Annotated in this window: 16 protein-coding genes; 9 read left to right on the forward strand and 7 right to left on the reverse strand. The window is 60.1% G+C overall.

Annotation, left to right across the window (positions count from 1 at the left end; all coding sequences use genetic code 11):
- Positions 1–119: 119 nt before the first annotated feature.
- Positions 120–569 (reverse strand): DUF4168 domain-containing protein, encoded by a 450-nt coding sequence (locus FHT78_RS00930; RefSeq protein ID WP_183739258.1) that lies wholly within the window; start codon positions 567–569, stop codon positions 120–122.
- Between the two features lie 187 nt (positions 570–756).
- Positions 757–1,905, reverse strand: a complete 1,149-nt coding sequence (locus FHT78_RS00935) for a helix-turn-helix domain-containing protein (RefSeq protein WP_183739261.1) — start codon at positions 1,903–1,905, stop codon at positions 757–759.
- Positions 1,906–2,550: 645 nt separating this feature from the next.
- Here FHT78_RS00935 and FHT78_RS00940 point away from each other — a divergent pair.
- On the forward strand, positions 2,551–2,751 hold the full coding sequence (locus FHT78_RS00940) for a hypothetical protein (RefSeq protein ID WP_183739264.1): 201 nt from the start codon (positions 2,551–2,553) through the stop codon (positions 2,749–2,751).
- A 233-nt stretch (positions 2,752–2,984) separates the two neighbouring features.
- Here the strand turns inward: FHT78_RS00940 and FHT78_RS00945 are convergent, their stop codons facing one another.
- Both FHT78_RS00945 and FHT78_RS00950 read right to left on the reverse strand, forming a co-directional pair.
- Complete coding sequence (locus FHT78_RS00945; RefSeq protein WP_183739267.1) at positions 2,985–4,859, reverse strand: methyl-accepting chemotaxis protein; 1,875 nt, start codon at positions 4,857–4,859, stop codon at positions 2,985–2,987.
- 262 nt (positions 4,860–5,121) lie between these two features.
- Entirely contained in the window at positions 5,122–6,093 is a 972-nt protein-coding gene (locus FHT78_RS00950) for a quinone oxidoreductase (RefSeq protein ID WP_183739270.1), read from the reverse strand.
- An 83-nt stretch (positions 6,094–6,176) separates the two neighbouring features.
- On the opposite strand from FHT78_RS00950, the gene FHT78_RS00955 reads away from it, so the two are divergent.
- Entirely contained in the window at positions 6,177–7,055 is an 879-nt protein-coding gene (locus FHT78_RS00955) for a LysR family transcriptional regulator (protein ID WP_183739273.1), read from the forward strand.
- Between the two features lie 337 nt (positions 7,056–7,392).
- Here the strand turns inward: FHT78_RS00955 and FHT78_RS00960 are convergent, their stop codons facing one another.
- Entirely contained in the window at positions 7,393–7,701 is a 309-nt protein-coding gene (locus FHT78_RS00960) for an MliC family protein (protein ID WP_210289732.1), read from the reverse strand.
- A gap of 259 nt (positions 7,702–7,960) precedes the next feature.
- On the opposite strand from FHT78_RS00960, the gene FHT78_RS00965 reads away from it, so the two are divergent.
- A complete protein-coding gene (locus tag FHT78_RS00965) occupies positions 7,961–8,161 on the forward strand; it encodes a hypothetical protein (protein WP_183739276.1) in 201 nt (66 codons plus the stop codon).
- A gap of 140 nt (positions 8,162–8,301) precedes the next feature.
- Here the strand turns inward: FHT78_RS00965 and FHT78_RS00970 are convergent, their stop codons facing one another.
- Entirely contained in the window at positions 8,302–9,204 is a 903-nt protein-coding gene (locus tag FHT78_RS00970; RefSeq protein WP_183739280.1) for a LysR family transcriptional regulator, read from the reverse strand.
- A 281-nt stretch (positions 9,205–9,485) separates the two neighbouring features.
- On the opposite strand from FHT78_RS00970, the gene FHT78_RS00975 reads away from it, so the two are divergent.
- The 6 genes from FHT78_RS00975 (at position 9,486) to FHT78_RS01000 (ending at position 13,824) form a co-directional block, all read left to right on the forward strand.
- On the forward strand, positions 9,486–10,682 hold the full coding sequence (locus FHT78_RS00975; protein ID WP_183739283.1) for an alpha/beta fold hydrolase: 1,197 nt from the start codon (positions 9,486–9,488) through the stop codon (positions 10,680–10,682).
- A gap of 88 nt (positions 10,683–10,770) precedes the next feature.
- The gene (locus FHT78_RS00980; protein WP_183739287.1) at positions 10,771–11,364 is read left to right on the forward strand and encodes a carboxymuconolactone decarboxylase family protein; all 594 of its coding nucleotides are present in this window, start codon (positions 10,771–10,773) and stop codon (positions 11,362–11,364) included.
- Positions 11,365–11,428: 64 nt separating this feature from the next.
- Entirely contained in the window at positions 11,429–12,253 is an 825-nt protein-coding gene (locus FHT78_RS00985) for an MBL fold metallo-hydrolase (RefSeq protein ID WP_183739290.1), read from the forward strand.
- 145 nt (positions 12,254–12,398) lie between these two features.
- Entirely contained in the window at positions 12,399–12,611 is a 213-nt protein-coding gene (locus tag FHT78_RS00990; RefSeq protein ID WP_183739293.1) for a 4-oxalocrotonate tautomerase family protein, read from the forward strand.
- A gap of 300 nt (positions 12,612–12,911) precedes the next feature.
- The gene (locus tag FHT78_RS00995; RefSeq protein WP_183739296.1) at positions 12,912–13,199 is read left to right on the forward strand and encodes a PRC-barrel domain-containing protein; all 288 of its coding nucleotides are present in this window, start codon (positions 12,912–12,914) and stop codon (positions 13,197–13,199) included.
- Between the two features lie 79 nt (positions 13,200–13,278).
- Positions 13,279–13,824, forward strand: a complete 546-nt coding sequence (locus tag FHT78_RS01000; protein WP_183739299.1) for a cupin — start codon at positions 13,279–13,281, stop codon at positions 13,822–13,824.
- A gap of 145 nt (positions 13,825–13,969) precedes the next feature.
- Here FHT78_RS01000 and FHT78_RS01005 read toward each other — a convergent pair whose 3' ends face one another.
- The gene (locus FHT78_RS01005; RefSeq protein WP_348644693.1) at positions 13,970–14,791 is read right to left on the reverse strand and encodes an alpha/beta hydrolase; all 822 of its coding nucleotides are present in this window, start codon (positions 14,789–14,791) and stop codon (positions 13,970–13,972) included.
- Positions 14,792–14,808: the final 17 nt, after the last annotated feature.

The raw sequence follows: 14,808 nt of genomic DNA on the forward strand, positions 1-14,808 counted from the left end.
GCGCAAAGCGCGATACTCAAGCGGCGATCGAGGGAGCCGGGCCAGGATCGCGCTGCCCCTGACCCGGTGATCGCTGTGTAATCCTCTCCGATTTGAGGATTATGCAGAAGTGAGCAGCCCTATTGCTGCTGCTGCGCCGGCGGCGGGGTGCCGATCTTTTCCAGAACCTTCTTGGCGAGAGCCGGGTCGCTCTGTGCGGCCGTCAGGATCGACGAGTATTCCTCGACAGAGATGTCGTTGGAGGCTTCGACGGTGTCGACCATCTGCTTCTTGGCTTCCTCCTGCAGCTTCTGCTTCGCAGCCTCGTCCTTCGTCGCGCCGATCTTGGCCGAATATTCCTTCCTGACCTTGTCGACCTGCAGATAGGCAACGGCAAAGGCCTCGATCTTCTGATCGCTGACGGGCGCGGCTGCACCATCGCCGCCCGCCTGCCCCTGCATCGGCGCCTGGCCCTGTGCCGGTGGCTGCTGTTGCGCCTGGGCCGTATCCTCGGCGGATGCCGGGCTGAGAGCAAGCAGGCTGAAGACCGCAGCGGTCATCGTTGCGACAGGTGTGTAGCGAGTGATCATAGTCATTCCTTTTTACGTGCATGATGTGATCGGCAGCAGGACCGCCTCGGTCGATCGCTCAGCCGCTGGAGGCCGGCGAGGTCGCAACGATGGACTGTCAAGAGGGCACGATGCGGCGATGGCGGGGCAATTTGCTGACGATTGAGCGGCAGCTTTGTGACCACCGGCATCTCGCCCGGCGCGGATATCAGCCCCCAAGCGTCAGCCAGTCGCCGATCGTTGTGCCATGATGCCGGGTGGAACGCTGAGCCGGAACAGCCGGGCGCTCGGTTGCCACGGTTTTTCGGATTTCACGCGGGCTCAATCCGAATTCGTGGCTGAAAGCGCGGGTAAAATTGGCGGCGACGGCGAAACCGGCCGCCTCCGCAATCTCGGAGATCGGCCTGTTGTCGGCCGGGTTGCTAAGGTCAGCATAGGCCTGCAGCAGTCGCTGTTTGCGGATATAATTCAGCACTCCCCCACTCGCTTCGAACAGCTGATAGAGCCGCGTGCGCGAGATGCCCAACGCGCGGCAGATGGCGTCCGGCGTCAGATTCTCTGATTGCAGGTTGAGGTGAATGTAACGATGCGCCCGCTCCATCATTCCCACGCCCGCTTGGACTTGACCCGGATCCGCCCTTGTGGATGAGGCAGCACAGGCAACGACCATATCGGCGATCGTTTGTATGATCCGCGGCACTTCGCCAGCCGTCAGGTTGCTCAGCTTCGTTTCCAGACCGGCGATATAGCTGACGAGCAATTCCGCCAGGCTGCCGGACAGAAGCGTATTGTTGGCACCCTGGAGGATGCTTGCATCCATGGCCAGCAGTTCATAGGGAAGGAAGACCAGCACGGAGACGCAATCGGTCATCCGCCCCCGATAGGGATACCCGAGAGATCTGAAAAACACCTCGCCGGCACCTGTTTCCGTGACGTGACGGCTGACCTCGGTCCAGATCCGGCCGCTGCGAAGCAGGCCGACGTTCCAATGGTCTATCGGGCTCGAACGGAGCATGGATTGATCGCGGATGTAGCTATGGGCCTCAGTGTGCTGCTGGACGAGGAGCATGTTGCCGAGATGCCAGCCGGTCTGTTCGGCAAGAAACCCGTCGTCGAGGGATTTTCCGTCCGGCAGATGCACATCCACGAGCGGCGCCATATGGGCACGCCAAGCCTGGAACTGGTCTTTCGGCGGCAGATCTTTCGTCGAGAAACGCACCGGCTGCAGCGCAGGCGCAACATCCTGGCGCCGCTCCTTCTCCATGCCCGGCTCGCGCGGCCAGCGCCGCCGCTCCAGGTGGGCCGGCCACCCCTGCCCTGAAGCGGGGTCATCTCCAGATCCGGAATCCGCAGCCATCCAGTCCCTCCAGCGTATCAGACGACCCAACCGAGCCGTCGAACTTGAGAGTGAACAATCGTCTTTATGGCAAATGGCCGCCCGGAATCCGCTTCAGCCCGGAATCGGCAGGCAGCCACGCCCATAAGTTGTTTATCATATTCTCATTCCAGCAGAAATGTACGGAACGATAATTTTCAGGACGCGCGGATAACGACAATTGCGTCCTATGCCTGTATCTAAATAGGCACGGTTAACTCCTGAACGAAGACGGAAGAAACCGGAATATCTCACCTGCCAGCGCTCCGCAAAGACGGCAGCAATCCCAGGTGAAGCGGCAAAAATTCAAAAAAAACATGAGAATACCGGGAGGTAGTCGTGAACTATCCGAGCAATATTCGTGTGTGTTGGACATAGGCTTCGGCCTGTTACGAAGACTCTTCGTCCCACATCGGCCGCCGCCGAAAAAGACTTTTTACAACTGGCGGCTTAGGCCTTCTCGTCTCCCAGCTGGGGACGGAGGCGATCGTTGGCGAGGCCAAGTGAGACGAAGCCAGGGGTTGCGCGCAAGTTGAGGCGCCACTGTCGATGCGTATGAGCCCGATGCTTACGCGCAACCCCGTCCTACCGATTTAGAGAACTCTCAGGTGGCAAACGGAGGCTACGATGATCACTACCGACAACCAGAACCACATCGAATTGAAGCCGACTTCGAACTGCAGAAGGGAAGTCGAAATCGCAATGATGGGAATGCTCAGCAATTTGCAGGACCGCGGATGGTCGGCAGCGGAATTGGCGCTGGCGCTCGCGGATGCCTCGGAAGAACTCGTGATGCTGATCGCCAGCAAAACGGTGAGATCGAATTGATCATTGAAGCGGATCATCATGCTTGCGAGCGTGATGAAGCCAAGGAAGCAGACAGCGGGTATGTCGTATCGCGTTGCGATACGACACCGCTGTTCGAGCCGGGCAAAGACGCACTGCCGGATTTCCTGCAACAGGTTCTTCGCCAATGCCCAAAGCGGCGCTGCCGCCGCCCTGCCGCTACGAGGCGGCCTGACGGGCGGCCACGGAGTCACCGCGTTATTTGTTCACAGGGATCACCGCTGCGTGACGCGGCGGGCCGCCGCCAAATCGACGATTCCGGTTTCAACTGATCGAGCGTTGCGCCTGTGAACGTCTCCCCTCGAATTTCCCTCCAGCTGAAACTGGTTGACCAGGTCGCGCAGACGGCCGGCTTCCGACGATAGAGAGGCGACGGCAGCGGTCGATTGTTCGACCATCGCCGCATTCTGCTGTGTCGACTGATCCATCTGGTTGACGGCGGTGTTGATCTCCGCAAGTCCGGTCGACTGTTCACGTGCCGCGGTCGCGATGGCGTCCATGACCTGGTTGATCTGCGCGACATATTCGCCGATCGATTTGAGCGACGTTCCGGTCTGGAGAACGAGTTTCACGCCATTTTCCACTTCGGCTGACGACTGCTGGATGAGGACCTTGATTTCCTTCGCCGCTTGCGCGGCACGCTGCGCAAGCTCCCGGACCTCCTGCGCCACGACGGCGAAACCCTTGCCTGCCTCGCCGGCGCGGGCCGCCTCGACGCCCGCGTTCAATGCGAGAAGGTTCGTCTGGAAAGCGATTTCGTCGATCACGCCGATAATGTTCGAAATCTGCTGCGAACTGCCTTCGATGCGGCGCATCGCCTGCTCGGCTTCCGACACCACGCTCGCCGAATGCTGAGCGCTGGCATTGGCTTCCCTTACCACGTGACGGGCTTCCTCGGTCCGCTTGGTCGCGGTCGAGACGGTCGAGGTAATCTCGTCCAGCGCCGCCGCCGTCTCTTCGAGAGAGGCTGCCTGCTGTTCGGTCCGCTTCGACAGATCCTGGGCACCCGATGCGATCTCGCTGGTGCCATTGTCTATGCTGTGCACGGTCTGAAGCACGGCGCCGATCGTTGTTCCCAACTGGCGCAGCGACGCGTTGAAGTCCTCGCGCAACGCTTCGTATTCCGCCGCAAATTGCTCGGAAAGCTGAAAGGATATGTCGCCTGCCGCCAGACGCCGCAGCCCCTCACCCAGCGTCGTCGTTGCGAAACGCAACTGCTCCGCCTCGCGCTCGGCCCGCTGCTGGGCCGCCGCGCGCGCCGCTTCGGCTTCGCTCCGCGTTGCGGCAGCTTCCCTTTCGAGCTTGACGACATTGAGAGCGTTCTGCCGGAAGACTTCGACGGCACCTGCCATGTCACCGACTTCGTCGGCACGACCGGCATAGGGGATATCGCTGTCGAGATCTCCGGCAGACAAACGGCCCATCGCGGATGCGATCCTGCGGATCGGAGTGGCAATGCCGAGGATTGCGAACACGATACCGGCCACGGCAATCGTCACCGCAAGCGCCGCGATCACCGCTGTCAGCGTGAAGGCCGAATTCGCCGAGGCACCGCTAGCGTCCACGAAGCCTTCCGCCTGATTGAGGATGAACGCAACGAGATCGGCCACGCGGGCATTCACGACATCGGCCTGCGGCTCCATCGTTTCCTTGAAGAGGCGCGCGGCATCCGACGCCTTGCCGCTGGTCTGCAAGGCGACCATCTCGTCCGCCATGTCGCGGAATTTGGAAATTTCCGGCTTGATCTGATTGATCAGTTCACGCCCCCGCTCGGTGCGAACGCCTTTTTCATAGTCGAGAACGAACTGGTCGACGGAGGTGGCTGCAGCGGCGATCCCTTGCTTGCCGGCGCTCTGGTCTTCGGCTGTCGTATCCAGGAGGAAATCGGCATAAGCCAGCTGTAGTTCGAGGAAACTGCCCTTGATCTCGCGCGCCGTCACGAGCCGCTGCATCCAGAAGTGACCGATCTGCTCCGCATGCGAGCTGATCGTGGAGATCGTGCTCAGCGAAATATAGGATAGGCCGATAACGAAAATGCTGATGATCGACAGCTTCAGAATGAGGGCCTGCTTGATGCTTGGACGTTTCATGCGAGTCTCCTATCGAAGTGACCTGAAATGACCAGCTCGCCGGCCGATATAAAATCTCACATCGCATCGATAATTTAGTATTAACTAAACATCTAATCTGCTCCATTTTCGGATAAGTCGGGGCTGGTTGAAACTTCTGCGATCATTCGATCGCACAGCAATTTCCGGCTCCACAAATGCCGGTATAAGCGGCCCTCCAGGATGCAGCGGCCGGTAGAAAACCGGCGATGCGCGAATCATCGCATGGGGCACGGTTCACCGATCATGGCAGCAGCAATATGCTCCCGGCCGACCGTCCCGTTTCCATTTCCTCATGCGCCTTGGCAACATCCGCCAACCCGTATTCCGCAGCGATCTCGCAGACGATGCCGCGCTCCATCGCGGCGATCGCAGCCTCCGCGGCCTCGCGGTATCGGCCGGCATCGGCGCACCAGGCCATGATGCTCGGATGCGAGAGCGACTTGCCGGGCCGAAGCTCTTCCACGGCAACGGGCGGAATGGGACCGGCGGCCTGGCCGATGGTGATCGCCGTGCCGAAGGCGCGGACGGAACGGATGCTCTTCAGCAGCATGTCGCCGCCGATGCCGTCATAGGCGATGTCGACGCCGTTGCCGCCGGTCAGCCGCTTCACTTCGGCGACGATATCGGCCCCTCGCCCGATGATCAGGTGATCGGCGCCATAGGAGGTGGCAAGGGCCGCCTTTTCCGGCGAACTGACCGTGCCGATGACGGTGGCGCCAAGCGATTTCGCCCATCGCACCAGGATGCTGCCGAGCCCGCCGGCGGCGGCATGGATCAGCACGGTGCTGCCCTGCCCGACATTAGTGACTTCCCTCAGCAGCATATAGGCCGTCATGCCTTTGAGCAGCGAGCTTGCGGCCACCTTGGCGGAGACCGCATCGGGAAGCGCAATCACCCTTTCCGCCGCGATGACACGGGTAGATGAATAGGCCCCGGCAGGCGGGCCGCCATAGGCGACGCGATCGCCCGGTTTGAAGCCCACGACATCGGGGCCGACCTCTTCGACCACGCCTGCGGCCTCCACGCCGATGACGGCGGGATAGGAGGGCAGCGCGTAGAGCCCTTTGCGGTGATAGACATCGAGGAAATTGGTGCCGACGGCCTGATGGCGGATCTTGATCTCGCCGGCAGCGGGGAATTCCGGCGGCTGATCCTGCAGCCGGAACTGGGTAACATCGCCGGGGGCGTTCAAGAGGACGATCTGGTCGGGCATCGGTCGTTTTCCATCATCAGAGCTGCACTATGGGAAGAACCTAACCGGTAGCCTTGTGGGTGAAAATTCCCTATTGTCGCACAATGATTGGGAAGGAATTCACACAAATAGCCAAACCCACACAGATAGATTGGGACGACCTGAGGCATTTCCTGGCGCTGGCGCAGGCGGGCACCTTCCTCGGCGCGGCAAGGCAGATCGGCGTCGAGCACGCCACGATCAGCCGGCGCGTCACCGCGCTGGAGAAAAATCTCGGCCGCAAGCTCGTCGACCGCCGCGGACGGCGCATGGTGCTGACCGCGGACGGCGAGCAGGTTGCAAGACACGCAGCCCTCGTCGCAGAGCAGACGGCGGTGATCGAGCAGCTCGGCCGCGCAAGCGCCACGGAGACGCGCGGCCATGTGAGGATCAGCGCCCCGCCGGCGCTGTCGAGCGTGCTTCTTGCAAAACCCGTCACCGCCATCCGGCGGGCGCATCCGGGCGTCGAGATCACGCTGGTGGGCGAAAAGCGCCTCGCCTCGCTGAACCGCCGGGAGGCGGATATCGCGGTGCGGCTGTCGCGCCCGGAAGCCGGCGATTATGCCATCACCAAGCTCGGAGAAATCGCCTTCCATCTCTATGCGTCGAGGGACTATCTGGAAACCGTGCCGGAGGCGCAGTGGACCTTCATCGGCTATGACGAGGGCATGAACGCCTCGCCGCAGCAACTGCGCCTCTTCGAACGCGCCGCCGGCCGGCCGATCACCATTCGCTCTTCCGTTCTGGAGTTCCAGGCAGCCGCCGCAAGGCTTGGCGGCGGTGTGGTGCTGCTGCCGGATTTCGCGGTGTCGGATGGCGACGGGCTTCAGCGTATCGAGGATGAAGCCTCTCTAAGGCGGGAAGTATGGCTGGTGGTCCACGCCGAGATCAGCGATGTGCCGGCTGTGAGAGTGGTTATGGAGGCGTTGAAGGGGGCGTTTTGAGATATGATGATGGATAGCCCGCATCCATGAATCGCTACAGGCCGATTGCCGGAATTGTGCTACGGTAGAACGGCGAAAAGCCTGCGGCAGCGCCCGGAGCCCCCTCACCCTAGCCCTGACCGGGGTCGAGCCACGGGTTTCGGCCCGTCCTCCGGCCCCCCGCTGAGTAGAGGGGACTCGCCACACGACACTGTCGAGAGTGCGCAAACGGTCGCGGCATGCCCCTTCTCCCCAGTGGGGAGAAGGTGCCCGAAGGGCGGATGAGGGGGCTCCGGGCGCAACAACAAGCCGTCAATAATTGATTTCAGACCAGAAGCCGCTTTCGGAACGCGCCGGACTACTGCACGTGGCAGTTGGTCGAGCGCCCCGGCGCTTTCAGCTGCGCGTCGTTACCCTTGATCCAGAACAGCACGGTCCCATCGGTGTAACGCGCGCCCGAACCGGAAAGACCCTGCGGCAGGCGGAAGCTCTGCCCGTCCGTGGTGATGAGCGCCTCATTGGTCGCGGTCAGGAAGCTCGCGGTGACACCTTTGCCGTCGTCGCAGCGATAGATCACCGCCGCCTTGTCCCCGGCAAATGCCGGCGCAACGTTCATCCAAAGCACCGCACCTGCGAATGCAAATATATCGCCATTCATCCTGCTCATGCCCGTCTTCCCCGGTTGGAATGTGCGCAAGGACAGCAGCAGACGAGGCCGCAGCATGACCGATTGAAAAAGATGGCACCGGCTGTCGAATTCGCGCCCGCTCGCACGTCATCTTGCCAGAGAGGTCAAGGATAACAGCCATGACGATAACCACGGCGGCCTTCGAATGCCCCTCGCACTTGCCTTGTTTTCGCCACTACCTTGACATGTGTTATTTACAAAGGCAACCTACTATAGGTAAAGATATGGAGGACAGCCCATGCATGAGATGACCGCATCGGACATGCTGAGAGATCCGCTGATCCGCCAGCTGCTGCGGGCCGACAGGATCAGCCTTGCCTCTTTCGCCGCGCTGCTCGATGCCGCCAGCCAGCGGCATGCCCGCCGCGCCGCCGAAAGCGCTCCCCCGCGGCCTGCAACTCCGGAGGCCTGGAACGGCGAGGTCCTTTCCACCGTTTGACGTTCCCCTGCCCGATCAGGGCTACCTTCGGCTCGCCCTAGCCAGGCGGGCTTTTTTTTGCGCCGTGCGCGGCCGCGCCAGGCCACTCGGCGCGATGCAGGTCACAAGCGACAGCGCGTCAATGCATGAATTTGCCACGGTCACGACTGAATCTTCACGCGACTTTGCAAAAGATCCATGATCGCCGCGGCCAGAAAATCAGCAACACGACGAATGCGAGCACTTGTGCGCACCTCCTCGTGCATGACCAGCCAGACCGGCATCGGTGGCATGAGATCGATTGGCACGCGCTCCAGCGTCGGAACTTTGTCGGCCAGCATGACCTGAGCGAACCCGACGCCGAGACCCGCGATCGTCAAGTTCCAATAGACCATTTGATCGTCGCATCTGATTGGAAACATCTCTCTCTGGACAGGTGTGCCATTGGCCGCGAATACCTTCAGAATGACTTCGCTTCGATCGAAGCCGATGATGTCGTGCTCCAGAAGATCCCGCATCGTGGCGATGCGCCCACGCATGTCGAAATATGACCGGGTTCCATAGAGGCCAAGGGGCGCGTCCCCCAGCTTGCGCGCGATCAAGTCGCCATGGGTCGGATCGGCCATGCGAATAGCGATGTCGGCGTCTCGTCGGAGAAGATTTTGATTTGTGTCCGAAGCGACCAGTTCGATCTGAATGCTCGGCTCAGCCTGTCGAAGTTCGGCCAGGATCGACGGTAACCACATATTCGCGACCATGACGGAACTCGTCACGCGTACGGTGCCCGTCAGCTGCTGCGAGCGGCCGAATGCCTTGAGAGCCAAGGCTTGAGCAGCTTCCCCCATGTTCCTGGCGTCGCTGATGAGCCCGAGTGCGGCTTCCGTCGGCTCGAGCCCACGTGCCGTACGGACGAACAGTGTCACACCGAGGACACCCTCCAACTCTCGAACATGGCGGCTGAGCGTCGGCTGAGCCACCTTCAAGCGCGACGCCGCCGACGAGAGCGATCCGGATTCTACGACCGCCAGAAATGTTCGCAGCAAGGTCCAGTCCAGTCGCTCCATCGCTCTCCCCAAAACCAATGCTGCGCTGTGATTTCCCGACCTGTCGGCGCACGGGCTATGCAAAACTGTATAGACCGCATCCATTTTTAGCCAGTCCAAATTGTTCCAGTCCTGTCTAAATTTACGTTAGCTCCATTGATGATCCGTTGAAAATGTTAAGTATTCATCGGGATTTCGTGCGCATAGCGGGATTGCAAGAATATACGACAGAGCGGATTCACGATCGATGCTTGCATAAAGATAGTAATTCTGCGCTCCGGCGCGTTGAAAAGGATGTGAAGATGAAAGTTGTATTCAAAGACGACCATTTCGCATTTGAACTCGTCAGAAACCTCGGCTTTATGTACTATGGAGGATCTGACCTCGGGGAGATCGTAGCCACCGGCAGCAAGATCAAGGAAGGAGACTTCGAGAACTGGTTTGACGAATGGGACAAACGCGCCCGGCGCACATTATCCCGTGCCGACGACAGTTTCTCTAGGGGGCACCTGGTGAGCGCTCGCGAGGCCTATCTGCGCGCATCGACGTATTTCCGGATGGCTGAATTCTACCTCCACGGCAATCCGGATGATCCGCGGATCGTTTCGGAATCGCGGGCCTCCCAGAAGGCGTACAGCAGGGCCGCGGATCTCACCGGTCCCACATGGGAACGAGTTGAAATCCCCTATGAGAACAAGACGCTCCCTGGCTACTTCTACAAGGTGGACAACAGCGGCGAACCGCGGCCCACCATCATTTTTCACGGTGGCTTCGACTCCAGTCTCGAGGAGCTGTTCTATTATGGCGGTGCGCCCGCCAACAGACGCGGGTTCAACTGCCTCACCTTTGACGGCCCGGGTCAGGGCGCCCCGATGCGTGAACAGAAGCTGCCGTTCCGGTATGATTGGGAGAAAGTCGTCACTCCAGCCGTTGACTATGCGTTGTCGCGATCTGATGTCGATGGTTCCAAACTCGTCCTTATCGGCATGAGCCTCGGCGGCTATCTCGCAGCTCGTGCGGCGGCATTTGAACATCGTTTCCGCGCCTGCGTCTTTTTCGACGGGGTCTACGATTTTCATGAGAGCCTGCACAAGCTATTCCCGGCTGATGCAATCGCGGCTTTCGAAGCGGGCGACGCCGACCGTTGTCAGGAAATCGTGGAAGCAGCCATACCGCACAGCACTCCGCTCCGTTGGGTTGTTACCCAGGGGACCTGGTCACTTGGCGTAAAGACGGTTGCGGACCTTCTGGAGATCACGAAGCCCTACACCGTCAAGGACGTGATCAAGCAAATCAGATCTCCGTGCCTGGTTCTGGAAGCGACGGGGGACATCTTTTTTGTGGGCCAGCCGCAGCGCGTTTTCGACGAGCTCACGGCTCCGAAGAAATTCGTGGCGTTCACGGAAGAAGATGGAGCGGAAAACCACTGCCAATCCGGCGCCCTTGCGTTCAAGGATCAGGTGGTCTTCGACTGGATCGACGAGACGTTGAAGTCGTAAGCCCGTTCAGGTCAGAAGGCGGGCGAAGGGTTTGATGAACCTCTTGCCCGTCCGACGCGGTGAATCAATCAAAAATCAGGAGACACCAATGGAGCACGTCAACAGCGGGCTGGGCGGACGCTTGCCGCTCCTCGACCCGAAGAACCTCGTCGGCGAGCAGGCAGATCTCTACCAGACCCTGAAATCAAAACTCGTCACCTGGGCAGAAGAAAGCGGTTTCAAGGGCCAGACACCGAACGGTGAATTGATCGGCCCGTTCAATCCTTACCTCTACAGCACCGGGATCACCCCGGGTTTCCTGGCCTGGATGGCTGCCGACAAGACCGGCACGACCCTCGACAAGAGGGTTCATGAGGTCGTGATCCTGAGCGTCGGCGCGGTGTGGCAGTCGCCTTACGAACTCTATGCGCATTCAGCAGTGGCCCGGAAGGCCGGTGTCCCGGAGGCAGCCATCCAAGCCCTGGTTCGTGGGGAGCATTCCGATGAACTCACGCCCGCAGAACAGGTGGCTCGACGGTTTGCGACCCAACTTGCGAGCGATCGTCGCGTGGACGACGAGCTTTACAAGGAAGCGGAAGATATCTTCGGCACCCGCGGGTTGGTCGACATGGTGTACCTCGTCGGTCTGTATCTTCTTACCTGCGCCCTGTTGAATACATTCGAAATCCCTGCCCCGGAATAAATCCTCTTCAGACAGGCTGCTCAGGTTTTGGCAGCCGCGTGTGTTTCAAGCAACGGAGGCAAGAATGTCAGATACGGTATCAATCTCCCACGCGACCTTCGGCCTGATGGGCCCGCTAACGCATACATCGACGCGCTCAATGACGATCCATTGCGTGATTTTCCAGGTCGGCGAACGGGTCATCCTGCTCGATACGGGTTTCGGCACGCGCGAGATGCTCGATCCGAACGGCCTCCTTGGTCAAGATGCGCTTTTCAAGCTGGGCATTGTCATTGACATCAGGCTCACTGCATTGGAGCGCCTCAAGGCAAGGGGGATCAGACCCCAGCAGGTGAGCGATATCATCCTCACACATCTCGATAATGATCATGCCGGCGGCCTCTACGACTTCCCCGATGCGACAGTGCATCTCGCAAGCGAAGAGCTCGACGCTTTCGACGGACTGAAGCCAAGAGGACCTTATAAGCCTTACCAGATCTCGCATCGAACGAAATTTCAGACATATGAACCGTCCGACGAGACGTGGTTCGGGCTGGCTGCCCGCAGCCTCAAACTACCGGGCGTTCTCGACGCGAAGCTCATCCCCCTTCCCGGCCATACCGAGGGCCATTGCGGCGTCGCTTTCCGCGACGGTCAAAAATGGTGTCTCCACGCAGGCGATGCCTATTTCGACAGGACCATCAACTTCCTCACACCTCCGCCGGGATTGCCGCTTGAGATCGCTTTTCAGACGGACGCCGGCGACCGCGAGGCGAGCATCGCGAAGCTTAAAACGCTGAGGGAGGAGAATGGGCAGCAGGTCGATATCTTCTGCACCCATGATCAAAGCGAATATCTGAGCCACACCGCCGGTCGCGGATCTCCCGACGCCCTGTCCATCCTTGGATAGGTATAGCCGGCCCCGGCACGGCGGACCGTTGCGGCAATCTCCCGAGGGGCCCGTTTCTAAACACGATATCTCAGCACAGCCTCGACAGCCGGCATTGCGAGCGCTGTCTCATTATCAATGACCGAGCAACAGGAGTAACATCATCATGCCATTCGCAAATTTCAAGGTCCCGGAAGCCGCTCTGACACGCGCTCAAAAGGAGGAGATCGTCCACCGTACCACGGCAATGCTTGTGGAATATTTCTCTGAGGCAGCGCGTCCCCACACAATGGTCTTGATCGAGGAAATCAAGGATGGCGGCTACGCCCGCGCTGACGAAGTTTTCGTGATTCCGGAAGGCTACCGCGCGAAAGATTGATCTTAATTTTAAGACTTCGTCGCCGTTAGTTTCATGGACGAGCGCTCCTATTTGGCCGCCTCCCACACTTTGGAGGCGCGCGGCGAAGCCCTCTGCGGTGGCTGTATCGTTCGAGGTGGTGGCTCTCCAGGGATAATTTAGGATGAAAGCTACGTGGCGGCTGGTACGCGACAGCTTCTGTTGCCGCATGGACCTGGCGACGACATCAAACATTGCGGCTACAGATAGTGCGGTCTGCCAAGGCTAGGAACAAATGCGAACCGCCGGGGTTCATGCCTCACATGACAAAGGAGGAATCTCATGGACCATAGCAATCATGTTCGGTTGGCAGCGGATGAACTCACGCCCGGAGTCCTTGAGGGCGCGACCGTCTACGGAGCCAATGACGAGAAGGTTGGAACGGTGGATCACATTCACGGAACCAGTCTCGCAGTCATAGACGTCGGCGGCTTCCTCGGGATTGGAGCCAAACCCGTCGCCGTCCCATTCAAAGATTTCGACTGGATGAGAGATGAGGACGGCGTCGTGCACGCCGTGACGGGCTGGACCAAGGACCAGCTCGAAGGCATGCCCGAACACCGGGATTGAAGCGTTGCTCGGCCCAGGTGCCGGGCTTTCCGCTCCGCCGGATTATTATTCTGCATTTGTTCTTGTGGTGGAGGAAGGAATGGAAGCGCAAAAGATGTTTTTTGACAAAAGCGACTGGGTGCCTAACAACCAGGCGCTTCCGGTTATCGTCTATCGTGAAATCTTCATCTGCGATGACGGGTGTGAGGAGTTTGCACGCCTATTCACATCGCACGGATGGGAAGGTGTATGGCGCGATGGTGTTTTCGATTATCAGCACTATCACGCAGGCGCTCACGAAGTGCTTGGGATCGGAAGAGGAACGGCCAAGCTGCTGATTGGCGGCCCTACCGGTAAGGTGCTCGAGTTGCACGCGGGAGATTGTCTTGCGCTTCCAGCCGGGACGGGACATCAAAACCTTGGCGCGAGCAGCGACTTTCAAGTGGTCGGTGCCTACCCTCCAAGCCAACACCCCGATATTCAGACAAGCGCTGCGACCGCAGAACTCCTCAAAAAGATCGCCGAGGTCGCGTTGCCCGAAACCGATCCGGTGCAAGGCGCCTCCGGCCCGCTGTTTGAGGCTTGGCATCTCGGCGACAGGCAAGCAACCGATCCAGGTTTCGCTTCGGCAGGAAAAAGCGGGTGAATGAATTGACGGTATCGCTCTTGTTTGCCTGTCTTGCCAGTACCCAGGCGGGCCTCCTCGTTCTGCACATTGGCCCGTCAAAGGGAGCCATGGTGTAGAAACGAGGAAGTGAGGTCGATCCGACACTTGTCTGGCGAAAAGCCAATCACCGCCGCATATCCGGCGTCTTGCCTGCAAGATCGCCCGGCGTCTTGCCCGCAAGATCGCCCAGCATCTGCAACGCCAGATCGGGCGCGACATGGTGCGGCATATGGCCGACGCCGTCGAGCAGTTCGATCCTTGCCGCAGAATGCCTCGCCTGTAGCCAGTCGAGATGCCAGCGAGGCTCGATGATCCGGTCCTCGCGCCCGAAGAGGACGGAGAGCGGCAGATCGGCCGGCAGGCTTTCGAGCGGCTGCATATCGCCGTTGAAGGCCCAGAGCTCTTCGGCCATGGCGGCGATCGAGGCGGCATTGACCATATGCATTGCCGGCAGGGTAGAAAGCCACGATGTCACCGGATTGGGATAGGACGAGGCGCGCAGGCCGCGTTCGAGGAAATAGGGCGACCAGCGGGCAATCACATGTTGGCGGATAACCGGGCCGACGAACGGCGCCATGGCGCTGCGCAGCACGATGAACGGCTTGAAGGGAACGGGCCGGCAGCAGGGCGAGATGAGGAACAGGCCCTTGACGAGATCCGGCCGGCGGGCGGCCAGATGCAGCGCCGGCGCGCAGCCGATCGAATGGGCAGCCAGCACGACCTCCTCCAGCTCCAACGCCTCCAGGAAGCGCTCCAGCCAGAAGGACTGGCCAAGTGGGCCGCGCTCACCGGCGGGCAGTGCCTGGCTGAAGCCATAACCCGGCCTGTCGGGCGCGACGATGTCGAACCCGCTGCCCGAAAACGGCATCATCACCTCCTCGGCGATACTGCCGCAGCCATGCAGCAGCACGACGGGATTTCCGTCTGCGCTTCCGCTTTCGAGCATATGGATCTGCTCGCGAC

The sequence above is a fragment of the Rhizobium sp. BK196 genome (genome assembly GCF_014193255.1).
GTDB lineage: Bacteria > Pseudomonadota > Alphaproteobacteria > Rhizobiales > Rhizobiaceae > Rhizobium.